The organism is Streptomyces sp. NPDC054770 (genome assembly GCF_053611985.1).
The window spans coordinates 45,352-67,828 of record NZ_JBSHBL010000058.1 but is presented as its reverse complement, the minus strand read 5'-3'; the positions used below and the strand labels follow the sequence as shown (position 1 = coordinate 67,828).

Sequence of the window (22,477 nt, the reverse complement as noted above, 5' to 3'; positions counted from 1 at the left end):
GGGCTGCGCCCCCAGACCCCCCTTCGGCCTGGACGGCCTCGTCCTCAAGCGCCGGACGGGCTGCTCAATGTGACGTCGGCCAGGCCTCGGCCAGCATCTTCCGGGTGTCCGCCAGCAGTTGCGGCAGCACCCGGGTGTGGCCCACCACCGGCATGAAGTTCGTGTCGCCGCCCCAGCGCGGGACGATGTGCTGGTGCAGGTGGGCCGCGATGCCGGCGCCCGCCACCGAGCCCTGGTTCATGCCGATGTTGAAGCCGTGGGCGCCGGACGCCGTGCGCAGCGCGGTCATCGCCTGCTTGGTCAGCTCGGCCAGCTCGACGGTCTCCGGGCCGGTCAGGTCCGTGTAGTCGGCGACATGACGGTACGGGACCGTCATCAGGTGGCCGCCGTTGTACGGGTAGAGGTTGAGCACCGCGTAGACGTGCTCACCGCGCCGGACGATCAGCCCGTCCTCGTCGGACTTGGCCGGGATCGAGCAGAAGGGACAGCCGTCGTCGGCCCCCGGACCGGTCGGCTTGTTCTCACCCTGGATGTAGGCCATCCGGTGGGGCGTCCACAGGCGCTGGAACGCGTCCTGCGTCCCCACTCCGATCTGCTGCTCCGGCTCACTCGTCATGCTAGGCAGCATATGGCTTCGCCCGTTCGCGGCGTGTCGCCGGGGCCGGGGGAAACGGCCCGGCGGCGAAGCTGGGCGGATGGACGACGACAGCCGGCTGAACCGCTGGGACCGCAGGACCGACCTGGCGCTCGGCATCGCCTCGCTGGTCTTCCTCGGCTCGTACGCGGTGCATGTGCTGGCGCCCGGGATGCCGAAGGCTGCGCACGCCTTGTTCCTGGCGCTGATGTACACGGCCTGGGCGATGTTCGCCGTCGACTACGCGGTGCGCTGGCGGCTCAGCGGCGAGGGACCGGGGTTCGTACGGCGGCACTGGCTGGACACGGTCGTCCTGGTACTGCCGCTGCTGCGGCCGGTGCGGGTGGTGCGGACCTACGAGTCGATCCAGCGCCGGCACGGGGAACCCCGGCTCTCGTTGCACGCGCGCGTGGCGGCCTACTCGACGCTGTCGATCTCACTGCTGGGCTTCTCCGGCGCCCTCGCCGTCTACCAGGCCGAACGCTCGGCCCCGAACGCCAACATCCGCACCTTCGGCGACTCCCTCTGGTGGACCTGCTCGACCCTCTCCACGGTCGGTTACGGCGACTACGTCCCGGTGACCACCCTGGGGCGGTTCATCGCCGCGGGGCTGATGGCCTGCGGCCTGGCACTGCTGGGCACGGTCACCGGGTCGTTCTCGTCCTGGATGCTGCAGCGGTTCTCACTGGGCGAGGACGGAAGAAGGCCCCCGGAGAACTGATCTCCGAGGGCCCCTGACGGAGGCGGATCAGACCTGGGTCCGCTCCTCGACCACCTTCACGATCTTGGCGATGGCCTCGTCGAACGGGATGCCGTTCTCCTGCGAGCCGTCCCGGTAGCGGAAGGAGACCGAGCCGGCCGCCATGTCCTCGTCGCCCGCGATGACCATGAAGGGCACCTTCTGCTTCTGGGCGTTGCGGATTTTCTTCTGCATCCGGTCCGAGGACGCGTCCACCTCGACCCGCAGGCCCTTCTTCTTCGCCTCGGCGGCGAACTTCTGCAGGTACTCGACGTGCCCGTCCCCGATCGGGATGCCGACCGCCTGGACCGGGGCCAGCCACGCCGGGAAGGCGCCCGCGTAGTGCTCCAGGAGCACCGCGAAGAACCGCTCGATGGAGCCGAACAGGGCGCGGTGGATCATCACCGGGCGCTGCTTGGAGCCGTCGGCGGAGGTGTACTCCAGGTCGAAGCGCTCGGGCAGGTTGAAGTCGAGCTGGACGGTCGACATCTGCCAGGTGCGGCCGATGGCGTCCTTGGTCTGCACGGAGATCTTCGGGCCGTAGAAGGCGGCGCCGCCCGGGTCGGGGACCAGCGGGAGGCCCTGCTTCTCGGCGACCGAGCGCAGCGTCTCGGTCGCCTCCTCCCAGACCTCGTCGGAGCCGACGAACTTCTCCGGGTCCTTGGTGGACAGCTCCAGGTAGAAGTCGGTGAGTCCGTAGTCGCGCAGCAGGTTCAGGACGAAGGTGAGCGTCTTGTCGAGCTCCTCCGCCATCTGCTCCTTGGTGCAGTAGATGTGCGCGTCGTCCTGGGTGAAGCCGCGGGCCCGGGTCAGGCCGTGCACGACGCCCGACTTCTCGTACCGGTACACGGTCCCGAACTCGAAGAGCCGCAGCGGCAGTTCACGGTAGGACCGGCCGCGCGCGTCGAAGATCAGGTTGTGCATCGGGCAGTTCATGGGCTTGAGGTAGTAGTCCACGCCCTCGTCGAGCTGCATGGGCGGGTACATGCCGTCGGCGTACCAGTCCAGGTGCCCGGAGGTCTCGAAGAGCTTCCCCTTCGTGGCGTGCGGGGTGTAGACGAACTCGTAGCCCTCCTCCTCGTGCCGGCGGCGCGAGTAGTCCTCCATCACGCGGCGGACGACGCCGCCCTTGGGGTGGAAGACGGCGAGGCCGGAGCCGATCTGCTCCGGGATGGAGAACAGGTCCAGCTCGCTGCCCAGCTTGCGGTGGTCGCGCTTCTCGGCCTCGGCGAGGAAGTCCAGGTACTCCTTCAGCTCGTCCTTGGACGGCCAGGCGGTGCCGTAGATGCGCTGGAGCATGGGGTTCTTCTCGCTGCCGCGCCAGTAGGCGGCCGCGTTGCGCATCAGCTTGAACGCCGGGATCAGACGGGTCGACGGCAGGTGGGGACCGCGGCAGAGGTCCTTCCAGCACAGCTCGCCGGTCTTGGCGTCCAGGTTGTCGTAGATCGTCAGCTCGCCGGCGCCGACCTCGACGTCCGCGCCGTCGTCCGAGGACGCCGAGCCCTTCAGACCGATCAGCTCCAGCTTGTACGGCTCGTCCGCCAGCTCCTCGCGGGCCGCCTCGTCGGTGACGACGCGGCGGGAGAAGCGCTGGCCGCGCTTCTGGATCTCCTGCATCTTCTTCTCGATGGCCTTGAGGTCATCGGGGTGGAAGGGCTTCTCGACGTCGAAGTCGTAGTAGAAGCCGTCCTTGACCGGCGGGCCGATGCCCAGCTTGGCCTCGGGGAAGAGCTCCTGGACGGCCTGCGCCATGACGTGCGCGGTGGAGTGGCGCAGGATGTTGAGACCGTCCTCGGAGGAGATCTCGACACCCTCGACGGTCTCGCCGTCCTGCACCTCGTACGCGAGGTCCTTGAGCTCCCCGGCCACCCGGGCGGCGATGATCGAGCGCTCGCCGGCGAAGAGCTCGGCGGCCGTAGTGCCCGTCGTCACCACGCGCTCGTCCCGCTCGGAATCGCGTTGGATGATCACACGGACGTCTGACACCGGTCTCTCCTGACTGAAGGTGGATGCGGCGCCATACCAGGAGCGCGCGCAATAGGGGATCGTACCGACCCGGGCCCTCCGTCCGCGAAACGGTTACCGACAGTCCCCGGTCAGTCGCAGTCGTCCCCGGTGCACGCCTCCTCGAAGAAGTCGAGGTTCTCCTGGAGGGACTTCATCAGCCGGTCCCGTTCGGCCTCCTCCACCTGGACCGGCGCGACCCCGTAGGCACCCGTCAGCCGCCGGAAGCCGCCCCGGCTCTCCAGCCGCCCATGCAGCCGCACCGGAAGCCCGACGAGGTGGGCCTGCCCGGCGATCCGGTAGTCCTCCTCGTCGAGGACGACCCGGACGTACGGCACCTCGGCCCCGGCGATCACCCGCAGCCGTACCGCGCCGTCGCCGCGCGGCTCCGAGCGGCGCATCCGGACCACGGTGCCGGTGACCCGGACCGCGACGGAGGGTTCGTCGCGCAGGTAGCGGGCGCCGGCCTCGCGCAGCACGGGCAGGTCGCCGGGCGAGAACTCGACGGGCTCGGCGGTGGCCGCGCAGTCGTCGGGGACCCCGGCGCCCGGCGCCCACTCGACGGAGATCCGGGCGCCTTCCGTACCGCGCACCAGCGTGACGAGGGCGTCGGTCAGCTCCCGGCTCACGCCCGCCTCGACGGCTCCGTCGAAGGCGTCCATGCCGCCGGTGGCCCGCTGGTAGTCGATGGCCTCGCGGGCCGCGTACAGGGCCTGGTGCAGGCGTACCGCGAGGGGCCGGCCGGTGCCGACGGGCACGAAGGCGGTCAGGCCGCGCCCGCCCTCCGCCGAGCCGACCAGGACGGACTCCAGCATGGTGGCGGCGGCGCGCCGGTGCCGGGCGCCGTAGTAGCCGGCGCGTGCGCGGGTGGCGAGCGCGCCGGCCAGCAGGGTCTGCCGGGCGGCGGTGCGCAATTGCTCCTCGACCGTCCAGGAGGCGGTGTCGGCCGGCCCGGTCGGCACGTCCCGCCACCAGCGGATCTCGTCGCTGGGCACGGCCAGCCCGACCAGCACCTCGCGAGCGGCGGGCGTGCCGCTGCGCACTAGCGCGGTGAGGGCCTCGCCGAGCAGGTCGTCGCTGTCCGGGAAGGCGCGGCTCTCGGGTACGAGCAGGCTGGTGCCGGTGGCGCCCGGCCCGGGTGGGGTCCAGCGGCCGTAGCGCCCCGGCGCTCCCCCGCGCCGCTGCCAGCCGTGCCGGCGCAGCAGGGCGCCGAGCACGGCGGGGTCGACCTCGGCGGGCTCGGGGGGACGGTTCCAGTGGGGGTCGTCGGGATGCGGCCGGACCTCCCGCAGCTGCTCCTCGTACGGACGGTGCCTCATGGTCGTCCTCCCGTCCCGACCCGCGTCATGATCTCGCAGAGCGCCCGGTCGTCGAAGATGCGCGAGGTCGGGATCCGCACGGTGGTGCGGTGCCGGCCGGTGATCGGGTGCCCTGCCAGGTTGACCCAGTAGCAGCAGTGGCGCAGATCGAGCCGGTCGTGGCTGGCGCGCAGCCAGTCGTCCTGGGAGCGCGGTACCAGCATCACCACCAGGATCTTGTGCACCGACACCGGCGTGCGGGCGAGCTTGCGCAGGTGGTCGTTGTCGAGCGTGAAGGAGAAGAAACGTCCCGGCGGGTTCGGTGCGATCTGGTACGTGCACTTGAGCTGCACCTTTATCGTCACCTCGTCGTCGACGGTGTGACCGGGCGAACCGTGGCTGACGTGCCAGTCGATGCCGTTGTCCGGAAATGGCTGCGACAGCGAGCAGCCGGCCGCCGCCGCGACCGCGTGCAGATAGCCCACCTGCAATGTCTCCATGCAGGCGGTGGTCGCGAGCGTGCCGCGATGGGGGCCCGTGCGTTCGGGCAGCAGCCCGCCCCGCTCGGGCTGCGCTATCGCCATGACCAACAGCCTTCCCAGCCAAGAGTTTCCCCGTGACGGGCCGCTGAACTGCAAAGACCCGCACTCCTGTTGTGTCCTTCCGGCGTACGTCGCAAACGGCCCGGGTATCACCAAACGGGCAGAAGACGGAACGTCACCTGCCGTAGGTGAACGAGGAGTTGTATTGGCATGACGTGCTGGTACGAGGGGCCCTTGGCGGCCTTCGACACGGAGACCACGGGCGTGGACGTGGAGACCGACCGCATCGTGTCCGCCGCGGTCGTCGTCCAGGACGCCCCGGGCACCCGACCCCGGGTGACCCGCTGGCTGGTCAACCCTGGCGTGCCGGTGCCGGAAGCGGCGACGGCGGTGCACGGGCTGACGGACGAACACCTGCAGCGCAACGGCCGCTGGCCGGCGCCGGTGATGTACGAGATAGCCGAGGAACTGGCCGAGCACGCGGCGATGCACCGCCCGCTGGTGGTGATGAACGCGCCGTTCGATCTGACGCTCCTGGACCGCGAGTTGCGGCGGCACCGGGCGTCCTCCCTGGACCGCTGGTTCGAGGCGAGCCCCCTGCTCGTCCTCGACCCCCGGGTCCTGGACAAACATCTGGACCGCTACCGCAAGGGCCGCCGCACCCTGACCGACCTGTGCGCGCACTACGAGGTCACCCTGGAGGGCGCGCACGACGCGGGCGCGGACGCGCTCGCGTCCCTGGAGGTGGTACGGGCGCTGGGCCGCCGTTTCGCGACCCGGCTGGAGCGCCTGTCCCCGGCCGAGCTGCACACGTTGCAGACGACCTGGCACGCGGCGCAGGCGCGGGGCCTCCAGGCATGGTTCACCCGCAGCGGCACACCGGAGACGGTGAACCAGGACTGGCCGCTGCGGCCGGAACTGCCGACGGCGGCGTGACGGACGGGGCGCCCGCACCGGCGCCCCGTCCCGACGTCACCGGGCGCGCACGCCCGCCGATGTCCTGATGTGAGGCACATGTGGCCCGCGGGACCGTCCGTCCCCGCGCTCCCCGCGTTCTAGCGTCGGCAGCCCGACGGCTTCGCACAGGGAAGAGGGCGTTCGCGCCATGACGTCGCAATCAGAAACCGCTCCGGCAGCGGGGCACACGCTGGATTTCGGACTCAACCAATGGGTCGTGGACGAGCAGCGGCAGCGCTACCTGCACGACCCCGGCTCGGTCGACGGGACGTGGCGGGACTTCTTCTTCCACGTCAACGGCGACGACCCGGAGGCCGTCGACCGCGTCGCGCGGCTGGCCTTCGACTACCGGCGGACGTTCCGCAAGGACGTCGTGGTCGATCTGTTCTGCTACCGGCGCCACGGGCACAGCGAGGTCGACGACCCGTCCGTCACGCAGCCGGTGATGTACGCCCGCATCGACGCCAGGGCCTCGGTGCGGGCGCTGTACGCCGAGGCCCTGGTGCGCCGCGGGGACATCACCGAGCGGCGGGTGCAGGGCGCCCGCCGCGCCTACCGGGATCACCTGGAGAGCGCCTTCGCCGAGACCCGGGGGCTGCCCGCTCCCGAACCCGGAATCGGCGAAGACGTTCCCGGCACCGGACAGGGGCCCGTCCGCCGGACGGCGACCGCGATCGACGAGCCGACCGTCCGCCGGGTCATCGCGACGCAGACCGACCTGCCGCCGGGGTTCGCCGTGCACCCGCGCGTGCTGCCGCAGCTCCAGCGCCGTGCGGCGACGCTCGCGACCGGCACGGTCGACTGGGCCACCGCGGAAACGCTGGCGATCGGTTCGCTGCTGCTGGCGGGCGTCCCGGTGCGGCTGGCCGGGCAGGACTCGCGGCGTGGCACCTTCGGTCAGCGCCATGCCGTACTGATCGACCGGCACACCGGCGCGGAGCACACACCGCTGAACTCCCTCGGCCCCCGGGCGGCGCGGTTCGCGCCGTACGACTCGATGCTGTCCGAACTGGCGGCGCTGGCCTTCGAGTACGGCTACGCGCTGGGCCGCCCGGAGGCCCTGGTGCTGTGGGAGGCCCAGTTCGGGGACTTCGCCAACGGCGCGCAGACGGTCGTCGACGAGTACATCGCGTCGTCCGAGCAGAAGTGGGGCCAGCGCTCCGCGGTGACACTGCTGTTGCCCCACGGCCTGGAGGGGCAGGGCCCGGACCATTCCTCCGCCCGGATCGAGCGTTTCCTGCAGCTGTGCGCGCGGGACAACATGACCGTCGCCCTGCCCACGCTGCCGAGCAACTACTTCCATCTGCTCAGGGAGCAGGCGCTGGACGGCCGCAAGCGACCGCTGGTGGTCTTCACCCCGAAGTCGATGCTGCGGTCCAAGGCGGTCACCTCCGCGCCGGCCGAATTCACCCGGGGCGGCTTCCGCCCGGTCCTGCCCGACGACACGGCGGATCCCGCCCGGGTCACGCGCGTACTGCTGTGCTCGGGCAAGGTCTTCCACGACCTGGACGCCCACCGCCACGACTCGGGCGCGGCGGACACGGCGATCGTCCGCGTGGAACGCCTCTACCCGTTCCCCGAGACGGAGCTCGCGGCGGAACTCGCCCGCTTCCCGGCCGCCGCGGAGGTGCGCTGGGTGCAGGAGGAACCCGAGAACCAGGGTGCGTGGTCCTTCGTCGCACCGCGTCTGCTCCGGCCGGCGGGCCGCCCGGTGGAATGCGTCAGCCGGCCCGCGGCGCCGGCTCCCGCGGTCGGCTCCGCCCGCCGGCACGCCCTGGAGCAGAAGGCCCTCGTGACGGCGGCCTTCCGCTGAGCACTGGCGATGAGCACTGCCGACGAACACTACCGATGACCGTGAAATGCACATTCCACTAAAATGCACTTACCGCAAGAGCGGCCGGAGCGTGGGTCATGACCAAGCAGACATCTGCCGCAGAATCTCCGGGCAGACGCCGCAGACGCCTCCCGAGGACGGCGGGAGCGGCGAGCGTCTGCTGGTCGACCGTGCCTGGCCGGACGGCGTTCGCAGGCAGGGCCCGCCGTTCGACGAGTGGCTGCGGGACGGTCCGGCCCCGGCCCACGGCGCGACCCTAGGCTCCGCTGTTTGCAACCTGGGCATCACGCCGGGGGCCTACCGGGCGCGTTCGCGCACCGCGGACGTCAGGTCCCCGTGATGGTCCGTCCCGGCATCGGCTCCGCGAGCGCGGCCCGCCAGGCCGGCGTGCCGAACGGGCCCGCGAAGTACTGGGTCTCGTGCGCCACCCGCCGGTCGGCGAATTCCATGATGCTCACCGAGTACGACGGCACCCCGTCGTAGGTGATGACGCACTCGCTCACCCACACCCGCGCGTGGCCGGTGATCCGCAGGACGGTGAAGTGCCGGTCGGCCGGGTGCCCGCCGCGTTGCGCCGCGATCGCCTCCCGGCCCCGGAAACGCTCGCCCGACTGCGGGTAGTCGAGGATCGCGTCCACGGCGTAGACGGCATGCTCGGCTTCGATGTCCCCGCGTTCCGACGCCTCCCAGTGCTCCTCGATCGCGGCCCTGATCAGGGAGTCAGCATCCATGGCACCGCCCTTCCGTGGCGCTGCCAGCCTAGGCACCCCTGCCGCGGCCGGCCGCGGGGCAGGCGGGCACCGACCGCCGAGTCCACCGTTCGGCCGGAGCACGGACAGCAAAAAGGCCGGTCCGCACAAGCGGACCGGCCTTCCCGGTGGTGGGCGATACTGGGTTCGAACCAGTGACCTCTTCGGTGTGAACGAAGCGCTCTCCCACTGAGCTAATCGCCCGGGAACGCAGTGAACGATACAGGTACCGGCGGGGGTCGTTCAAACCGCTTGGAGGTGCCTGAGCAGTCCGCGCCGCCCGGAGCGCATCATCAGCCAGTGGTTGAACCGGAAGAACGGCCGCCCCAGCAAGGCGAGTCGCCGCAGCAGCGGCTTGGTGACGTCGACGACCTGGTCGTAGCGCGCGAGGGTGCCGGTGCCTTCGGAGGTGATCGTCCACCGGGCCCAGCCCTCGATGTCACCGGTCATCGAGATCTCCAGCACGCCGGCCTCCGGGTCGCGGCGCGCCTCGCGTGCGGTGAACGTGAGGTCGTAAGGGAGGAACGAGCGGATGGTGAGGACGGCGGTGACGTCGTCCAGCCGGTGCACCGAGCGCACCTGGCGCCACCAGTGCGGGTATTCGTCCACTTTCCGCAGGGCCTCGTACCCGGTGGTGAGCGGTACCGGAAGGGGCCACAGGCTGCGGAAACGGTAGTGGTTCCAGTCCATGGCCGCAGTCTGTCGCAGGCCGCGGATCTGAGTACGCGTACTCATGCCCGCCCGAAGTGACCTGCACCACACTCAGCGGTACGAGCGCCGCCGCCCGTGCGACGGCGCTCCCCCTCCTACCTGCTACGAACCTGCTGCGAACCTCTTACGACGGCATCTTGTCGCCGAGCAGGGCCAGGTTCTCGATGGCGGCGAGCCCGTAGAGCGCGGTGTCGTTGGACGACACCCAGCTCGCCTCGCTGCCCGCGACGAGCGTGACCGGGCCGGAGAGCGGCTCGGTCTTCCACGGAGAGGACTCCGTGTACCCGTCGGAGCTGTAGAACTTCGTCCACGCGCGCGTGGCGAGCGTCGCGTCGCCGGTCTGTACGGCGGCGTACGCGTCGAGCCGCGAGTGGCCCTGGAAGAGCAGCAGGGTCCCGAAGTTGGTGCCGTAGCGTGCCGCCTGTTCGGTCTTGGTGGCGTTGAAGTAACGGCAGTAGTCGAAGTACACCTCGTTGAACTTCGGCATGTCGGTCAAGTAGATGAGTTCGGCACAGAGTTCGTTGAGGCCGAAGACGGCCGAGAGGTGCGAGACCGAGACGACCGGTGTGGTCGCCGTGGCGAACTTGCCGGTGTCCAGGTCGTACAGGCCGCTGCCCTGGACGAAGCCGTTGGGCTGGGCGGCGATGCCCTCCATGGTCGACAGGACCCGGGCCTTGGCCTTCTCCCACTTGGGGCCCTTGCGTTCCCACTCGGTCAGCCAGGCCGAGACCAGGCCGCTCCAGTCGGTGCCGAAGCCGATGGAGAGGGCGTGCCGGTCCGGGGTGTAGGGGTCGGTGCGGACCTTGCGCTGCGGATCGAGGACGAGGAAGGTCTCGTCGGAGTCCACGTTGGCGGCCATGAGGTCGCCGACGCGCTCGTCGGCGGTGAGGAAGTAGTAGAAGCGCCGGTAGGTGGTGTTGGAGATGCGCTGCTGTTTGGCGCTGTCCGCGTAGTGCTGGATGCCGTGCCGGGTGCCGAGACCGGCCCACTGGCCGATGTGGTAGACGTCGACCTCGCCGGTGTGCCGGGTGAGCGCCTCCGCGAACCGGAAGATGTCCGAGCGGCCGCTCCTGAGGTACGCGTACCAGAGCCACAGGTCGGGCGAGAGCTCGGAGTTGTCCCAGGCGTAACCGCCGACGTCGTACCGCCACTGGTGGCGCACGGTGTCGTAGCTGTGCATGAAGTCGCCGTAGTCCCAGAAGCCGTACCAACGGCGCTGCTCCACCTGGTCCTTGTAGTAGGTGAAGAGGAAGTCGAGGTGGTCCTCGATCTTCGCCTTGGCGGCGGTGGAGCGGTCGGGCTCGGAGAACAGTCCCGGGCCGAAGACCTTGGCCTTGATGAGCTGCCTGGGCGGGGCCGTGAGTTGCGGCAGCGTGCGCACCGCCTCGACCTGCTGGGCCAGGACGTCCGCCGACGGGGTCGACTCGTTGGCCCAGAAGAGGAGTTCGGAGGTGCGGGCGATGCCGTACGGCGTGCCGAACTCGGGTTCGTAGTCCTCGTAGGTGATCTCAAGGCCTTCGAGCTGCTTGGCGTACGTGTCCTGGCCCATGCCGTCGTGGTAGAAGCGCAGGTCCATCGGCTGGGCCTCGGGCGACCAGAGCCAGAGGGTGACCTCGGCCGCGTCGGTGTGGGCGTCGCGGATGTCGAGCTGGGCCGGGAACTTCTCCCAGAAGTCCCGCAGGCCGAAGGAGAGTCCGCCGCTCGCCCCGCCGACGTAACCGAACCCGGAGGCCCGCTTGCCGCCGCCGGCCGCGATCCAGCCGTACCCCTTCTTCGTGCGCTTGCGCAGGGTGAAGCCGTCGGCGGAGAGCTGGGCGAGGGTGTAGTCGCCCCAGTGCGGGATGTACTGCAGCCGGGTCGTCACCCGCTGGTCCCAGGTGGCGGGGTCGGCCAGCTTCTGCCCCGCGTACTGGGCCGCCTGGACGGTGGCGCCCGGGTCGCGGCGCAGACCCGTGATGCCCTGGACGGCCTCCCGCAGCAGGCCGGTTCCCTCGCCGCCGATCCGCACATGCCGGTCGTAGGCCTCGTCGCGCATCGGCACGCTGAAGCGCACGCCGAGGCCGCGGATGAAGTCGCCGCTCGCCTTGCCGGGCTCCTGGGTGCCGTCGTAGGTGATCGTGTGGACCATGCGGAAGGAGTCGGCGCCCGCGTAGAAGTAGAGCCGGATCGAGAACGGCAGCCAACTCCGGCCGCCCTTGCGGTGCTTGCCGTCGATCCGGACCACGGCCCGCACCGGGCCCTCCTGCTCGACGGTCACCGTGTCGATCGCCCCGTCGAAGCGCTCCGTCTTGAGCGTGCCCTGGTCCTCGTCCTCGATCTCGGGCTGGCGGATCAGGACGAGCCGCCCGTTCCTGGCGATCTCCGTCGAGCCCCGGGTGACGGACTTGACCAGTGTCGAGCCGTTCTTGCCGATCTTCACGGCGATCACGCCGGTCGAGACGTCGATCGTGCCGCCGTGCTTGTCCACGGTGACCTGCTGTGCCGGGGCTGCCGGGTCGCCCGCCGCGAGGGTGAGTTTGCCGTTGCCCGAACTCACCGCGTGGGCGGTCCACTTGAGGGAGCCGTCCGGCCAGTAGGCGATCGGCCAGGACTGGACCGGCACATCCTTGCCGTCCTCGTCGGACAGCGCGAACGTCTGGTCCTCCTGGAACGCGCCCATCGGCCAGGGCACACCCACGGTCGAGCCGGGCGCGGCGCCGAGGCCGCCGTCCTCCAGCCAGTCCAGCGTCACCGGGTCCGCGTCGGCGGCCTCGGCTCTGGGCGCGGCCTGCGCGTCGTTCGCGCCCAGAACCCAGCTGAACTGGGCGGCGGCGCCGGCGACGGCGGCCGCCTTGAGGAGGGACCTGCGAGGGATGGGAGACATGGTCCGCCTTCCTTTCCGTGCGAGTGCGGGGGCATCGGGATGGTCAGGGGCATGACAGATAGAGGTGCGGCGCCGGGCGGGCGCCGCCCCTGCGGCGGGGCCGGTCAGCGGCGGCGCCGGTAGCGCTCCTCCACGGCGACGGACGCCGCCGCGAGGGCACCCAGTACGGGCACCGCCAGCGGCGCGATGAGCAGGGCGGAACAGACCACGAGGACCGCTCCCCCGACGAGCAGGAAGGATCCCCCGGGGTCGAGGACGGTACGGCGGCCGGCCGCCGCGAGCAGGCTGCGCCAGCGGTCGCCGGGTGCCCAGACCGCAGCCGCGCGGAGCCCCGCGACCGCGAGGCCGAGCACCGCGAACAGGCCCACGGCCCCGACGAGCGGCCCGCCCGGCAGTCCGGCGCGCACGGCCCGGACGTCCACCCAGGCGGCCGCGACGGCAGCCCAGCCGGCGAGTCCGACGAGCAGGCCGCCGGGCAGCGCGGCCCGGAAGTCGCGCACGAACTCCCGCCGGCCGCCGCCCACCTGCCCGGTACGGCGGCGCAGGTGGCGGGCGCCGGCGGCGAACGCGGCCGGGTAGGTGATCACCCCCAGGGACGCGATCGCGATCCACACCCCGGTGAGCAGACACTCGGCGAAGACACCGAACTTCTCCGTGAAGACGGACGGCTTTGCGCGCACGTCGGCCACGTCGTCATCAGCCCTTCAGTCCGGAGGTCGCCATTCCGTCGATCAGGTAGCGCTGGAAGGCGAGGAAGAACAGCAGCACGGGCAGCAGCGCGACCAGCGACATGGCGATCATCCCGCCGTAGTTGGCCGCCACGCCGTCGGAGTCGCGGAACATCATCAGACCCAGCGAGACCGTGTACTTGCCGGGCTCGTTGAGGTAGATCAGCGGGCCCATGAAGTCGTTCCAGGCGTTGATGAAGGTGAAGATCGCGCTGGTGATGAGGGCGGGCCGGCACAACGGCAGCACGATCGACCAGTAGATGCGGAAGTGCCCGCACCCGTCGAGCCGGGCCGCCTCGTCGAGCTCCCGGGGCAGGTTCCGCATGAACTGCACCATCAGGAAGACGAAGAACGCCTCGGTGGCGAGGTACTTCCCGACCAGCAGCGGTGCGTAGGTGTTGATCCAGCCCAGCTTCTGGAACATCACGTACTGCGGGATGAGCAGCACGTGGTACGGCAGCAGCAGGGTGCCGATCATCAGGGAGAAGAGCAGGTTGCGGCCGGCGAAGCGGATGCGGGCGAAGGCGTAGGCGGTGAGCGAGCAGGAGACCAGCACGCCGACGACGGCGCCGCCCGCGTAGAAGAGGGAGTTCCGGAAGAACGTCCAGATGCTGATGTCCGCTATGCCGTCGGCGAGGCCCTTGAAGTTGGACAGGATCGGGTGGGCCGGGAACAGCTGGAGGCTGTTGATGATGTCCTTGCTGGGCTTGAACGAGGCGCCGAGCACCCAGACCACCGGATAGAGGATGACCGCGAGGATCAGCAGGGCACCGAGGTGCCAGCCGAGGGACCCGGTCCGGCGGCGGCTCAGCAGGGGCGGCTTTGTGGTGGTCGCGCTCATCGGGCGTCCTCCTCGTAGTACACCCACTTCTTCTGGGACCAGAAGAGGACGGCCGTCACCAGGGCCACGGCCAGCAGCAGCATCCAGGCCATCGCGGCGGCGAAGCCCATCCGGGCGTTCTGGAAGCCCTGCTGGTACAGGTAGCAGGTGTAGACGAGCGTGGCGTCGGCCGGTCCGCACTGGCCGTTGGAGACGACGTAGGCCGAGCCGAAGATCTGGAAGGAGTGGATGGTCTCCAGGAGCACGTTGAAGAACAGCACCGGGGAGATCATCGGCAGGGTGATGTTCCAGAACCTCCGCAGCGGCCCGGCGCCGTCCATCTCGGCCGCCTCGTAGAGCTCCCTCGGCACCTGCTTCAGGCCCGCCAGGAAGATGACCATGGGCGCGCCGAACTGCCACACCGTCAGGGCGACCAGGCTGTACAGCACCCAGTCGGCGTTGCCGACCCAGCCGCCGACGTGCCAGCCGAAGAAGGACTGGGTACGGTCCACGATCGCGTCGTCGGAGAAGAGCGACCGCCAGACGAAGCCGACCGAGACGCTCGCGCCGATGAGCGAGGGGGCGTAGAAGGCGGCCCGGTAGAAGGCCTGGCCGCGCCGGCTCTGGGCGAGGAGCATCGCCACCCCGAGCGCGAGCAGCAGCTTCAGCGGGGTGCCGATGACCACGTACTTCGCGGTCACCTCCACCGACTTCTGCCAGCGGGGGTCGTCGAACATCGTGGTGAAGTTGCCGAACCCGACCCACTTCGGGGTGTTGAAGAGGTTGTAGTCGGTGAACGCGAAGTAGAGCGAGGCGACCATCGGGCCCGCGGTCAGCAGCAGGAAGCCCGCGATCCACGGGGACATGAAGAGGTAGCCGGCGAGGTTCTCGCGCCGGCGGCCCGGCCGCCGCCCCGTGGTGCCGGAAGCGGCCGAACGCGCCTTGCGGGCGGCGGGCAGGGAGTCCTTGACGAGCGTCACGGCAGGTCCCATCAGGCCTGGAAGGCGGCCTCGGACTCGGTGAAGAACTGCTTCACCGCGTCCGCGACCTTGGTCTTGCCCTGGCCGAGGTCGCCGCCGATGCGCAGGAAGGAGGCCTCGATGGTGTCGGCACCGGAGGGGTGCGGGGTGATCGTGCCGAGGACGCCGGCCTTGGCGGTGTCGTTCTCGTACTGCGCGATCTCCTTGTTCACCGCGTCCGTGGGCTTGAACGCCGCGTACTGCTCGGTGCTCGCGAGGATGCCCCGGTCGTAGCCCATGATCGTGCCGACCTCGGGGTCGTGGACCATGAAGTCGATGAACTGGGCGACCTCCTTCGGGTGCGCGGTACGGGCCGAGGCGCTGAGCATCAGGGAGGCGAGGTACTGCCCGGTGTGCTTGCCGTCCATGGTCGGGATCGGCGCGAGGCCGTAGGTGCTGTCGCCTTCCGACGAGTAGCGGACGGTGAAGTTGTCCCAGGTGAACTCCGAGGCGCCGTGGCCCGCGGAGAGGGAGGACTTGGGGGTGTCCTGCTGGACGACCTTCGGGTCGGTGACGATGCCGGCCTTGACGCGGTTGTAGCCGTCGGTCCACCACTCCGTCAGGTCGGCCTTGTCGAAGCCGAGCCCGTCCTCGGTGTAGAACGCCTTGCCGTTCTGGCGGAGGTAGAGGTCGTACAGGTACATGATGGCGAAGTAGCCGGTGTCCCCCGGGACCTTGGTCTTGTCGTGGATGGTCTTCAGGGCCTTGAAGTAGTCGTCCCAGGTCCAGCCCGTGTGCGGTTCGACGCCCGCCTTCGCGAAGACCTTCTTGTCGATGACCAGCGCCATGGTGTTGGAGCCGACGGGGATTCCGAGCTGCTTTCCGTCGACCTCGCCGACCTTCGTCACCCCGGCCCGGAAGTGATCCAGGCTCAGATTTCCTGCCTGAACCTGCGACTTGAGGTCGAGCAGAATTCCTCGCTTGTCGTACTTCCGGAGAAAGGTGACGGCATTTTGGAAAACGTCCGGGGGATTTCCGCCGGCGGCCTGCGTCTGGAACTTCTCCCAGAACGATGCATACGTCTGAAAGTCGGTCTTGACCTTGATCTTCGGGTACTTGTTCTCGAAGAGCGCGATGGTCTTGTTGATCTTCTGCGCACGCTCCTCGGCGCCCCACCACGAGTAACGGATCGTCACCGTTCCGTCCCCGGAGCCGCTGCCGCCGCCGCACCCCGCCGTCGCACCGAGCCCGAGCGCGACCGCCGAGGCTCCGGCCGCCTTCAGGATGGTCCGCCTCTCCACATTCCTGCTGGTTCCCACAGTCGGGCCCCTCCCCGCAGCGTCGCCGACGCCTGCATGAATCGTTTCAAGTAAGCGCTTGCTGGCACAAGTTACGGAGGGGCCGGTGAGGCGTCAATGATTCGCACAGGATTTTCTTGCGGGCGGGACCGGCAGGGCTGGGCGGCGGGGTGCGGGTGCGGAGCTCGCGAGGTGGGTGACGTCGCAGGTGACGGGCGTACGGTCGGCGGGCCGAACGCGAAGTGGCTTGCTGCAGGCGGGGGTTGCGAGTTGGCTTCGGCGAGCGGTTCGGACGGGCCTCGCCGAGCGGAGGGGACGGGACGGCATGGTTGCCGGCCCTCGGCGGCCGGGGCACGGATCGCACGGTTCGACGCGAATAGCTCCGACCACTACTGCCGAGTGCACCCCCCTCCAACGGTTCCGGCCACGACGGTCACCGTGCGTTTCCCGGCGAGCGCCGCATCACACGGGGCAAGACGGGGCCACCACACACCCCGCGAAAGTGGCCGGCCCGCGAGGGTCGGATGGCCCGAACGGGCGGACTCGGTCGTCCTGGTTCCGGCACGGCGCCGACGAGCCGCGCGGCCACCCTCGGCGCCGCCATCGAGCCCGAACGCCAGCCGCCGCACGACGCGCTCACCGGCCCCGGCGAGGGGCGCTCACGCTCCCGCACGCACCCCTGCGTGGCCGTCGACGCCGCAGCCCCGCCCCGGCCCCCGAGCCCCGAAGACTGTCTGCGGCCCTCGAGAACGACCGCGGCCCACCTGCTTCTCGCAGGTGGGCCGTGGTTCCGGGTGGGCGATACTGGGTTCGAACCAGTGACCTCTTCGGTGTGAACGAAGCGCTCTCCCACTGAGCTAATCGCCCGGGCGCAGGGAGAACATTACCCCATGTCAGGGGGTGCCCCCGACCGGTCGCCGGGGCCCGTGGAAGGCGGCCGGATCACTCCTCGATCTTCCAGGGCATCACGACCCCGTACCTGGAGAGGTAGGTCCCGACCCCGGCGGCCACGACCACCAGGCCGATCGTCGTGAGCGTGATGTTGCGGCGCCGCACCTTGGGGTCGAGGGCCTTCTGGGCCGCCTCCGTGACCTTGCGTTTCGTCCAGCGCAGCACCAGCTGGGCCCAGACGAACTCGGTCGCCCAGATCGCCATGCCGCCGAAGATGACCACCCAGCCCGGCCCGGGCAACGGCAGCAGGACGATGCCCACCGCCACGACCGCCAAGCCGACTGTGAAGACCCCGACCTGCCAGCTCAGGTGCAGCACCCGGCGCGCCTTGATGAACTCGGGCGCCCGCGATCCGAGCCCCCGCCCGTCACGTGCCCCGTCCGTCGTCGTCCCGTCCACCTCGCTCCCGTCCGAGGCCACGGCGGCCTCGCCCGGTTCGTTACTCCCCGTATTCATACGACCAAACCCTACCTGAGCGATTCAGGTCACCGGAATGGTCGTAGATCGCGTCCAGGTTCTCGGCCGGAAGAGTTACGTAAACACACGCAAAACACTCAGAGGGGTTTACAACGGCACCGTAGGTGGCATGTCGATTTCGCCGACGTGCGAATCCCCGAGCGCACACTGAGCGAAAGGCCCTGGCGCTTATGAACACCACGGTCAGCTGCGAGCTGCACCTGCGCCTCGTTGTGTCGAGCGAGTCCTCCCTGCCTGTCCCCGCAGGCCTGCGGTACGACACGGCCGACCCCTACGCCGTGCACGCCACCTTCCACACCGGAGCCGAGGAGACCGTCGAGTGGGTGTTCGCCCGCGACCTCCTCGCCGAGGGGCTGCACCGCCCCACCGGCACCGGCGACGTCCGCGTCTGGCCGTCCCGCAGTCACGGTCAGGGCGTCGTGTGCATCGCCCTGAGCTCCCCGGAGGGGGAAGCTCTGCTCGAAGCCCCGGCGCGGGCCCTGGAATCCTTCCTGAAGCGAACAGACGCCGCCGTGCCGCCCGGCACGGAGCACCGGCACTTCGATCTCGACCAGGAGCTGTCGCACATTCTGGCGGAGAGCTAGGCCACCGCCGCCTACAAGCCGCCCGGCGCCGTCCACTCGGGGAGACGGCTCGGGCCAAAACAACCGCATACGGCAGCACCGGCGCCGCCACCGTGTTCGGTCACGGGGCGGCGCCGGTGTGTCCGTGTGCCCGTGGAACCGCCGGGAGGCGGCGAGCGTTCTACTGGACAGTCCCGAGTGGGACAGGGCACGCTGCCGACCGCGCATGTCGCTACCATCGGCCACCATCGGCGGGCGCCCGCCCGACCCTCAGGCCAGGGAGCGTAACGTGCTGATCACCCACGACACCCGGTGTTCTCTCGACGCCGTGGTGGATCTGGTGAACACCGCACCGGAGGACGACGCGGCGGCGGACGGTCTGGCCGATGTCGCGGCTCTCCAGGTTTTCGTGCGAAACCACGACATCAGCGATGTGGGCATGCTGTCGGAGTTCGATCTGTCGGCAGTGCGCAAGATCCGCGGACGGTTCGCGGGGATCTTCGCCGCTCCGGACGCCCGGACCGCCGCCGCGATGATCAACGAGCTGGTCGCGGCCGCGGGCACCACGCCCCGGCTCACGGATCACGACGGCTACGACTGGCATGTGCACTACTTCGCGCCCGGTGCCTCGGTGGCCGACCATCTCGCCGCCGACTGCGGGATGGCGCTCGCGTTCTTCGTCGTCGCCGGGGAGCAGGAGCGGCTGCGGCGCTGTGAGGCCCCGGACTGCCGACGCGCCTTCGTCGACCTCTCCCGGAACCGGTCACGCCGTTACTGCGACAGCCGGACCTGTGGAAACCGCCTGCATGTCGCCGCGTACCGGGCGCGTCGCAAGGAGGCGGCGGGCTGATCCCGGGGGCGACGGGAAGGACGGGCTCGCCCGGTGCGGAGCGGGAGTGCCGGCGGGGTCGATGCCGACGCCGGTCCCGGCGGGTGGCGCCGGGACGGGCGGGTACGGCTCACAGCCACAGCAGGTCGTGCAGCGCAGCCATGAGGATCAGACACCCGATCACCGCTAGGAAGATCATCAGCGGTGGCTGGGAGAGGGCGAAGAGGCACCCGCGGGGCTCGTCCTTCGACGGCGCGGCCTCGCTCTGTTTCGTGTCCTGCATCTCGCGGTGATGATGTCCCAGCCGGGACCCCCAGCGCGATCAACACGCCCGGAATGGGCGGTAGTTCGTCGAATTCCGTGATGTCCTTTTCGGTTCCGCCCATCCCTTGAACACTTCCGCGCGCGCCGCGGACGCACTGTGTCGTTTCAATGCCTCATGTGACTGTCATATGCATACGCCCGCAACCGGCTGAACAGCGCGTCATATGCCGTGCTTCTTGAGGATGGCCTCGATGTCACTGAAGTCCTCGCCCGAGTCGGTGCCGCGGGGCGCCGCCGCGGGCCTGGACGCCGGGCGGGCGGCCGGGCGGGCGGCCGGGCTCAGGGACGGTGCCGACGTGTCGGGGGCGACGGCGTCGCGCTGTGGGCCCCGGGCGGCCGCTCTGCGCTCGGCCCGGGTGCCACGGCTGCCGCCGCGCCGGCGCTCCACGGCACGGGTGGTGGCGAACAGGGCCCAGGCCGCCCCGAGCACACCGAAGCCCGCCCAGGCGGTGGGACTGAAGGCGGTGTCGGCGAGCCAGCCGACCACGCCGGTCATGACCAGGCCGATGGGGACGAGGGAGTAGGCGGCGATGCGGGCCGCTGCCAGGTACCGCTTTCGATAGGCGGTGACCACGGCGATGCCCAGGCCGGCCGCGGAGGCGGCGGAGCAGACTGTCTCGGCGATCATCCGGTCCTCCTGTGGGCGGGTCGGTCGGGCGGGGCGAGGGCGGGTGCGCGCGCCGCTTCGCCCCTTCCATCGTGCACCGCCCGGCCCCTGCGATCCATGCCCAGGCCCGACAATCAGGGGCATCTCGGGGTCCTCTCCGGGTCACCTCCACCCCAGGTACGAGCTACGGCCACACCCGCCCGCACCGCAGGCGGCCCTCGCCCGGCGGCTCGATTGGGTCGGTGGAGCGCGGGCTGGAAGACTGGTCGCCATGAACGACTCCCCTGTGCACGCCGACGCCGTGGTCCTCGACGTCTGGTGTGAGCTCCAGTGCCCCGACTGCCGCAGCGCCCTGGACGACCTCCGTGCCCTGCGGGCCAGGTACGGCGACCGGCTGGAGCTGCGGCTGCGGCACTTCCCGCTGGAGAAGCACCAGCACGCCTTCGCCGCCGCGCAGGCCGCCGAGGAGGCCCTGGAGCAGGGGAAGGGCTGGGAGTACGTCGAGGCGGTCCTCGGCCGGGTCGAGGAGCTGGACCGCAAGGGCGAGCCGTTCCTGGTCGAGGTGGCCGGTGAACTGGGCCTGGACGCGGAGGAGTTCGACACCGCGCTGGTCGACGGCCGGCACATCCTGATCGTGGACGCCGACCAGGCCGAGGGGAAGGCGATCGGCGTGACCGGCACCCCGACCTATGTCATCGGCGGCGAACGCCTCGACGGCGGCAAGAGCCAGGAGGGCCTGCGCGAGCGCGTGGCGGAGATCGCCGACCGGTTGCTGGCCGGACAGCAGTGACCCGGCAGGAGTGACCCGGCAGGAGTGACCGGGCAGCAGTGAGCGGCAGGGAGAGACCTGGCAGGAGTGAGCCGGCTCAGATCAGGTTCTTGTAGAGGACGTACCACGCGGTGACGTACCCGAGTGACTCGTAGAGCCGTTCGGCCGGGGTGTTGCCGGCGAACACGTTGAGGCCGAGCAGGTGTCTGCCGGCGGCGATCGTCTGGTTCTCCGCCAGCAGCATGAGGGTGCGGCCGTGCCCCTGGCCGCGGTGGGCGGCGTCGGCCTCGACGTCGTACACCCAGGCCCGGTCCTCCGAGAAGGCCAACCACAGGGTGCCGACGCCGGTCCCCTCGTGTTCGAGGACGCTGAACCGCATGTCCTCCGTGGCGAGCCCCTGCGGCAGCAGCCGCTCGTGGTCGCGCCGCGACTTCTCGTGTGCCGCGGCTTCGGGCAGGCCCCGCTCGATCCACGTGCGCGTGTACGTCTCGGACTCGTACGCGAGCCACTCCTCGTACTCGGCCGGGGTCATGTCACGCCCGAGGCTGCCGGTCGGCAGGGTGGGCGGCGCGTCGCCGAGCTGCTTCTCCATGCCCCGGTTGCGCAGGACGTAGCCGAGCGCCTCGACGAGCCGCAGCGCCGGCTCCGCGGCGGCCGGGACGCTCAGCTCGATCTGCCGGCAGCCCCAGCCGCGCGCGACCTCCTCCGCGGCGAGCGCGGCCACGGTGCCCCGGCCCCGGCGGCGGTCGGGCTCCTCGATGCGCAGGTCGTTGATCCGGGCCATCCGGGCGCCGAGATTCTGCGTGGCGCCGAGGTGGAGGGTGCCGACGGGCCTGCTGTTCACGCACACCTGGAAACGGCGGGACAGCGCCCCGTCGGCGCCGTGCTGAAGCGGCTCGGTCGGCCGCAGGGTCGTGGTCATCAGGGGTGTTCTACCCGCCCGGGACGCCCACGTCAGCCCAATAAGGCCCCATGTATGCCATGGGGAGGGTGCTCAGGGATCCAGGTCCTCGCCCGACCGCTCGTCGAAGATGCGCATGGCCTTGGCGGTCACCGGGCCGGGGGCGCCGGGGAGTTCACGGTCGTCGACGCGGTGCACGGCCTGGACGTCGCGCAGGGTGGAGGTGAGGAAGATCTCGTCGGCCCGCTCCAGGACGTCCAGGGGCAGGTCGGTCTCGCGGGCGCCGGTCCACTCGACGGTGAGGGCGCGGGTGATGCCGGCCAGGCAGCCGGAGGCGACCGGCGGGGTGTGGATCTCGCCGTCGAGGACGACGAAGACGTTGGAGCCGGTGCCCTCGCAGAGCTGCCCGACGGTGTTGGCGAACAGGGCCTCGGAGGCGCCGTGTTGGTGGGCGCGGGCCAGGGCGACGACGTTCTCGGCGTACGAGGTGGTCTTCAGGCCGGTGAGCGCGCCGCGCTCGTTGCGGGTCCAGGGGACTGTGATCACGGCGGTGGAGTCGGCCCGGCGGCCGGTCTCACCGAGGGCGACCACGAGCGTGGGGCCCTGGTCGCCGCGGTCGGAGCCGAGGGGACCGTGGCCGCCGGTGTAGGTGATGCGCAGCCGGCCCAGCGGCATCGGGTTGGCCGCGAGGACCGCCTCGCAGGCCCGGCGGACCTCGTCGTGGTCGGGGTCGGGCAGGCCGAGGCCGCGGGCCGAGCGGGTCAGCCGGTCCAGGTGGCGGGTGAGCGCGAAGAGCCGCCCGTCGGTCGCCTTCACGGTCTCGAAGATGCCGTCCCCCACGGTCAGCCCGTGGTCGAAGACGGAGACACGCGCGGACCCGATGTCCTGCAACCCGCCGTCCAGCCAGATCTTCACTGCTC

Annotated in this window: 22 protein-coding genes, 2 tRNA genes and 1 pseudogene; 7 read left to right on the top strand and 18 right to left on the bottom strand. The window is 70.4% G+C overall.

The features are described from left to right. Positions 1 to 64 precede the first annotated feature (64 nt). Positions 65 to 616: an HIT family protein gene (locus ACWGKQ_RS37210; protein ID WP_245883206.1), complete on the bottom strand. Its 552-nt coding sequence runs from the start codon at positions 614 to 616 to the stop codon at positions 65 to 67. Positions 617 to 695: 79 nt separating this feature from the next. On the opposite strand from ACWGKQ_RS37210, the gene ACWGKQ_RS37205 reads away from it, so the two are divergent. Further along, positions 696 to 1,355 carry a potassium channel family protein gene (locus ACWGKQ_RS37205; RefSeq protein ID WP_453296454.1) on the top strand — a complete coding sequence of 220 codons (660 nt, stop codon included), beginning with the start codon at positions 696 to 698 and terminating at the stop codon, positions 1,353 to 1,355. A gap of 27 nt (positions 1,356 to 1,382) precedes the next feature. On the opposite strand, the gene thrS is transcribed toward ACWGKQ_RS37205, so the two are convergent. The 3 genes from thrS to ACWGKQ_RS37190 all read right to left on the bottom strand — a co-directional run bounded on the left by thrS (position 1,383) and on the right by ACWGKQ_RS37190 (position 5,259). Further along, positions 1,383 to 3,359 (bottom strand): threonine--tRNA ligase, encoded by a 1,977-nt coding sequence (gene thrS / locus ACWGKQ_RS37200; RefSeq protein WP_453296453.1) that lies wholly within the window; start codon positions 3,357 to 3,359, stop codon positions 1,383 to 1,385. Positions 3,360 to 3,469: 110 nt separating this feature from the next. Further along, on the bottom strand, positions 3,470 to 4,696 hold the full coding sequence (locus ACWGKQ_RS37195) for a hypothetical protein (RefSeq protein WP_453296452.1): 1,227 nt from the start codon (positions 4,694 to 4,696) through the stop codon (positions 3,470 to 3,472). Then, entirely contained in the window at positions 4,693 to 5,259 is a 567-nt protein-coding gene (locus ACWGKQ_RS37190) for a DUF4365 domain-containing protein (protein ID WP_189264664.1), read from the bottom strand. Before ACWGKQ_RS37190 ends, ACWGKQ_RS37195 begins: the two co-directional genes overlap by 4 nt. Before the next feature lie 168 nt (positions 5,260 to 5,427). Here ACWGKQ_RS37190 and ACWGKQ_RS37185 point away from each other — a divergent pair, with 168 nt between their 5' ends. The 3 genes and pseudogenes from ACWGKQ_RS37185 to ACWGKQ_RS37175 all read left to right on the top strand — a co-directional run bounded on the left by ACWGKQ_RS37185 (position 5,428) and on the right by ACWGKQ_RS37175 (position 8,348). Further along, a complete protein-coding gene (locus ACWGKQ_RS37185; protein WP_453296451.1) occupies positions 5,428 to 6,153 on the top strand; it encodes an exonuclease domain-containing protein in 726 nt (241 codons plus the stop codon). Between the two features lie 307 nt (positions 6,154 to 6,460). After that, a pseudogene (locus ACWGKQ_RS37180) lies at positions 6,461 to 7,987 on the top strand (thiamine pyrophosphate-dependent enzyme); the annotation flags it as partial. A gap of 46 nt (positions 7,988 to 8,033) precedes the next feature. Further along, on the top strand, positions 8,034 to 8,348 hold the full coding sequence (locus tag ACWGKQ_RS37175; RefSeq protein WP_453296450.1) for a DUF488 family protein, N3 subclade: 315 nt from the start codon (positions 8,034 to 8,036) through the stop codon (positions 8,346 to 8,348). Here the strand turns inward: ACWGKQ_RS37175 and ACWGKQ_RS37170 are convergent. The 10 genes from ACWGKQ_RS37170 to ACWGKQ_RS37125 form a co-directional block, all read right to left on the bottom strand. Next, entirely contained in the window at positions 8,335 to 8,739 is a 405-nt protein-coding gene (locus ACWGKQ_RS37170) for a nuclear transport factor 2 family protein (RefSeq protein WP_453296449.1), read from the bottom strand. The two genes, ACWGKQ_RS37175 and ACWGKQ_RS37170, sit on opposite strands and share 14 nt — an antisense overlap. A gap of 147 nt (positions 8,740 to 8,886) precedes the next feature. Then, a tRNA-Val gene (locus ACWGKQ_RS37165) sits at positions 8,887 to 8,961 on the bottom strand. Between the two features lie 39 nt (positions 8,962 to 9,000). Then, entirely contained in the window at positions 9,001 to 9,447 is a 447-nt protein-coding gene (locus ACWGKQ_RS37160) for an SRPBCC family protein (protein WP_453296448.1), read from the bottom strand. 145 nt (positions 9,448 to 9,592) lie between these two features. Continuing rightward, entirely contained in the window at positions 9,593 to 12,331 is a 2,739-nt protein-coding gene (locus ACWGKQ_RS37155; RefSeq protein WP_453296447.1) for an exo-rhamnogalacturonan lyase family protein, read from the bottom strand. A 104-nt stretch (positions 12,332 to 12,435) separates the two neighbouring features. Next, complete coding sequence (locus tag ACWGKQ_RS37150; RefSeq protein WP_453296446.1) at positions 12,436 to 13,020, bottom strand: hypothetical protein; 585 nt, start codon at positions 13,018 to 13,020, stop codon at positions 12,436 to 12,438. A 7-nt stretch (positions 13,021 to 13,027) separates the two neighbouring features. Then, a complete protein-coding gene (locus tag ACWGKQ_RS37145; RefSeq protein ID WP_453296445.1) occupies positions 13,028 to 13,900 on the bottom strand; it encodes a carbohydrate ABC transporter permease in 873 nt (290 codons plus the stop codon). Then, positions 13,897 to 14,859, bottom strand: coding sequence for a carbohydrate ABC transporter permease (locus ACWGKQ_RS37140; RefSeq protein WP_453296444.1), 963 nt, complete (start codon positions 14,857 to 14,859; stop codon positions 13,897 to 13,899). The genes ACWGKQ_RS37145 and ACWGKQ_RS37140 overlap by 4 nt, the downstream gene beginning before the upstream one ends. An 11-nt stretch (positions 14,860 to 14,870) precedes the next feature. After that, on the bottom strand, positions 14,871 to 16,157 hold the full coding sequence (locus ACWGKQ_RS37135) for an ABC transporter substrate-binding protein (RefSeq protein WP_453296443.1): 1,287 nt from the start codon (positions 16,155 to 16,157) through the stop codon (positions 14,871 to 14,873). A 774-nt stretch (positions 16,158 to 16,931) separates the two neighbouring features. After that, positions 16,932 to 17,003, bottom strand: a tRNA-Val gene (locus ACWGKQ_RS37130). 75 nt (positions 17,004 to 17,078) lie between these two features. Further along, positions 17,079 to 17,543, bottom strand: coding sequence for a TIGR02611 family protein (locus tag ACWGKQ_RS37125; protein WP_453296442.1), 465 nt, complete (start codon positions 17,541 to 17,543; stop codon positions 17,079 to 17,081). Between the two features lie 191 nt (positions 17,544 to 17,734). On the opposite strand from ACWGKQ_RS37125, the gene ACWGKQ_RS37120 reads away from it, so the two are divergent. Both ACWGKQ_RS37120 and ACWGKQ_RS37115 read left to right on the top strand, forming a co-directional pair. Beyond that, a complete protein-coding gene (locus tag ACWGKQ_RS37120) occupies positions 17,735 to 18,148 on the top strand; it encodes an SsgA family sporulation/cell division regulator (protein ID WP_004002642.1) in 414 nt (137 codons plus the stop codon). 268 nt (positions 18,149 to 18,416) lie between these two features. Next, positions 18,417 to 18,977, top strand: coding sequence for a CGNR zinc finger domain-containing protein (locus ACWGKQ_RS37115; protein ID WP_453296441.1), 561 nt, complete (start codon positions 18,417 to 18,419; stop codon positions 18,975 to 18,977). Positions 18,978 to 19,086: 109 nt separating this feature from the next. On the opposite strand, the gene ACWGKQ_RS37110 is transcribed toward ACWGKQ_RS37115, so the two are convergent. Next, positions 19,087 to 19,239, bottom strand: a complete 153-nt coding sequence (locus ACWGKQ_RS37110) for a hypothetical protein (RefSeq protein WP_453296440.1) — start codon at positions 19,237 to 19,239, stop codon at positions 19,087 to 19,089. A 201-nt stretch (positions 19,240 to 19,440) separates the two neighbouring features. Continuing rightward, positions 19,441 to 19,908 (bottom strand): hypothetical protein, encoded by a 468-nt coding sequence (locus ACWGKQ_RS37105; RefSeq protein WP_453296439.1) that lies wholly within the window; start codon positions 19,906 to 19,908, stop codon positions 19,441 to 19,443. Positions 19,909 to 20,158: 250 nt separating this feature from the next. On the opposite strand from ACWGKQ_RS37105, the gene ACWGKQ_RS37100 reads away from it, so the two are divergent. Then, positions 20,159 to 20,677 carry a DsbA family protein gene (locus ACWGKQ_RS37100; protein WP_453296438.1) on the top strand — a complete coding sequence of 173 codons (519 nt, stop codon included), beginning with the start codon at positions 20,159 to 20,161 and terminating at the stop codon, positions 20,675 to 20,677. A gap of 76 nt (positions 20,678 to 20,753) precedes the next feature. On the opposite strand, the gene ACWGKQ_RS37095 is transcribed toward ACWGKQ_RS37100, so the two are convergent. Then, positions 20,754 to 21,578: a GNAT family N-acetyltransferase gene (locus ACWGKQ_RS37095; RefSeq protein ID WP_453296437.1), complete on the bottom strand. Its 825-nt coding sequence runs from the start codon at positions 21,576 to 21,578 to the stop codon at positions 20,754 to 20,756. 72 nt (positions 21,579 to 21,650) lie between these two features. Continuing rightward, on the bottom strand, positions 21,651 to 22,472 hold the full coding sequence (locus ACWGKQ_RS37090) for an aminotransferase class IV (RefSeq protein WP_453296436.1): 822 nt from the start codon (positions 22,470 to 22,472) through the stop codon (positions 21,651 to 21,653). Positions 22,473 to 22,477: the final 5 nt, after the last annotated feature.

What these genes read in the sequence shown, in the direction of transcription:
- ACWGKQ_RS37125 (WP_453296442.1), bottom strand. Translation starts at nt 17,543, where the DNA reads ATGAATACGGGGAGTAACGAACCGGGCGAGGCCGCCGTGGCCTCGGAC.
- ACWGKQ_RS37145 (WP_453296445.1), bottom strand. Translation starts at nt 13,900, where the DNA reads ATGAGCGCGACCACCACAAAGCCGCCCCTGCTGAGCCGCCGCCGGACC.
- ACWGKQ_RS37095 (WP_453296437.1), bottom strand. Translation starts at nt 21,578, where the DNA reads ATGACCACGACCCTGCGGCCGACCGAGCCGCTTCAGCACGGCGCCGAC.
- ACWGKQ_RS37175 (WP_453296450.1), top strand. Translation starts at nt 8,034, where the DNA reads ATGCACATTCCACTAAAATGCACTTACCGCAAGAGCGGCCGGAGCGTG.
- ACWGKQ_RS37155 (WP_453296447.1), bottom strand. Translation starts at nt 12,331, where the DNA reads ATGTCTCCCATCCCTCGCAGGTCCCTCCTCAAGGCGGCCGCCGTCGCC.
- ACWGKQ_RS37195 (WP_453296452.1), bottom strand. Translation starts at nt 4,696, where the DNA reads ATGAGGCACCGTCCGTACGAGGAGCAGCTGCGGGAGGTCCGGCCGCAT.
- ACWGKQ_RS37105 (WP_453296439.1), bottom strand. Translation starts at nt 19,908, where the DNA reads ATGATCGCCGAGACAGTCTGCTCCGCCGCCTCCGCGGCCGGCCTGGGC.
- ACWGKQ_RS37190 (WP_189264664.1), bottom strand. Translation starts at nt 5,259, where the DNA reads ATGGCGATAGCGCAGCCCGAGCGGGGCGGGCTGCTGCCCGAACGCACG.
- ACWGKQ_RS37185 (WP_453296451.1), top strand. Translation starts at nt 5,428, where the DNA reads ATGACGTGCTGGTACGAGGGGCCCTTGGCGGCCTTCGACACGGAGACC.
- ACWGKQ_RS37100 (WP_453296438.1), top strand. Translation starts at nt 20,159, where the DNA reads ATGAACGACTCCCCTGTGCACGCCGACGCCGTGGTCCTCGACGTCTGG.
- ACWGKQ_RS37210 (WP_245883206.1), bottom strand. Translation starts at nt 616, where the DNA reads ATGACGAGTGAGCCGGAGCAGCAGATCGGAGTGGGGACGCAGGACGCG.
- ACWGKQ_RS37170 (WP_453296449.1), bottom strand. Translation starts at nt 8,739, where the DNA reads ATGGATGCTGACTCCCTGATCAGGGCCGCGATCGAGGAGCACTGGGAG.
- ACWGKQ_RS37205 (WP_453296454.1), top strand. Translation starts at nt 696, where the DNA reads ATGGACGACGACAGCCGGCTGAACCGCTGGGACCGCAGGACCGACCTG.
- ACWGKQ_RS37120 (WP_004002642.1), top strand. Translation starts at nt 17,735, where the DNA reads ATGAACACCACGGTCAGCTGCGAGCTGCACCTGCGCCTCGTTGTGTCG.
- ACWGKQ_RS37110 (WP_453296440.1), bottom strand. Translation starts at nt 19,239, where the DNA reads ATGCAGGACACGAAACAGAGCGAGGCCGCGCCGTCGAAGGACGAGCCC.
- ACWGKQ_RS37160 (WP_453296448.1), bottom strand. Translation starts at nt 9,447, where the DNA reads ATGGACTGGAACCACTACCGTTTCCGCAGCCTGTGGCCCCTTCCGGTA.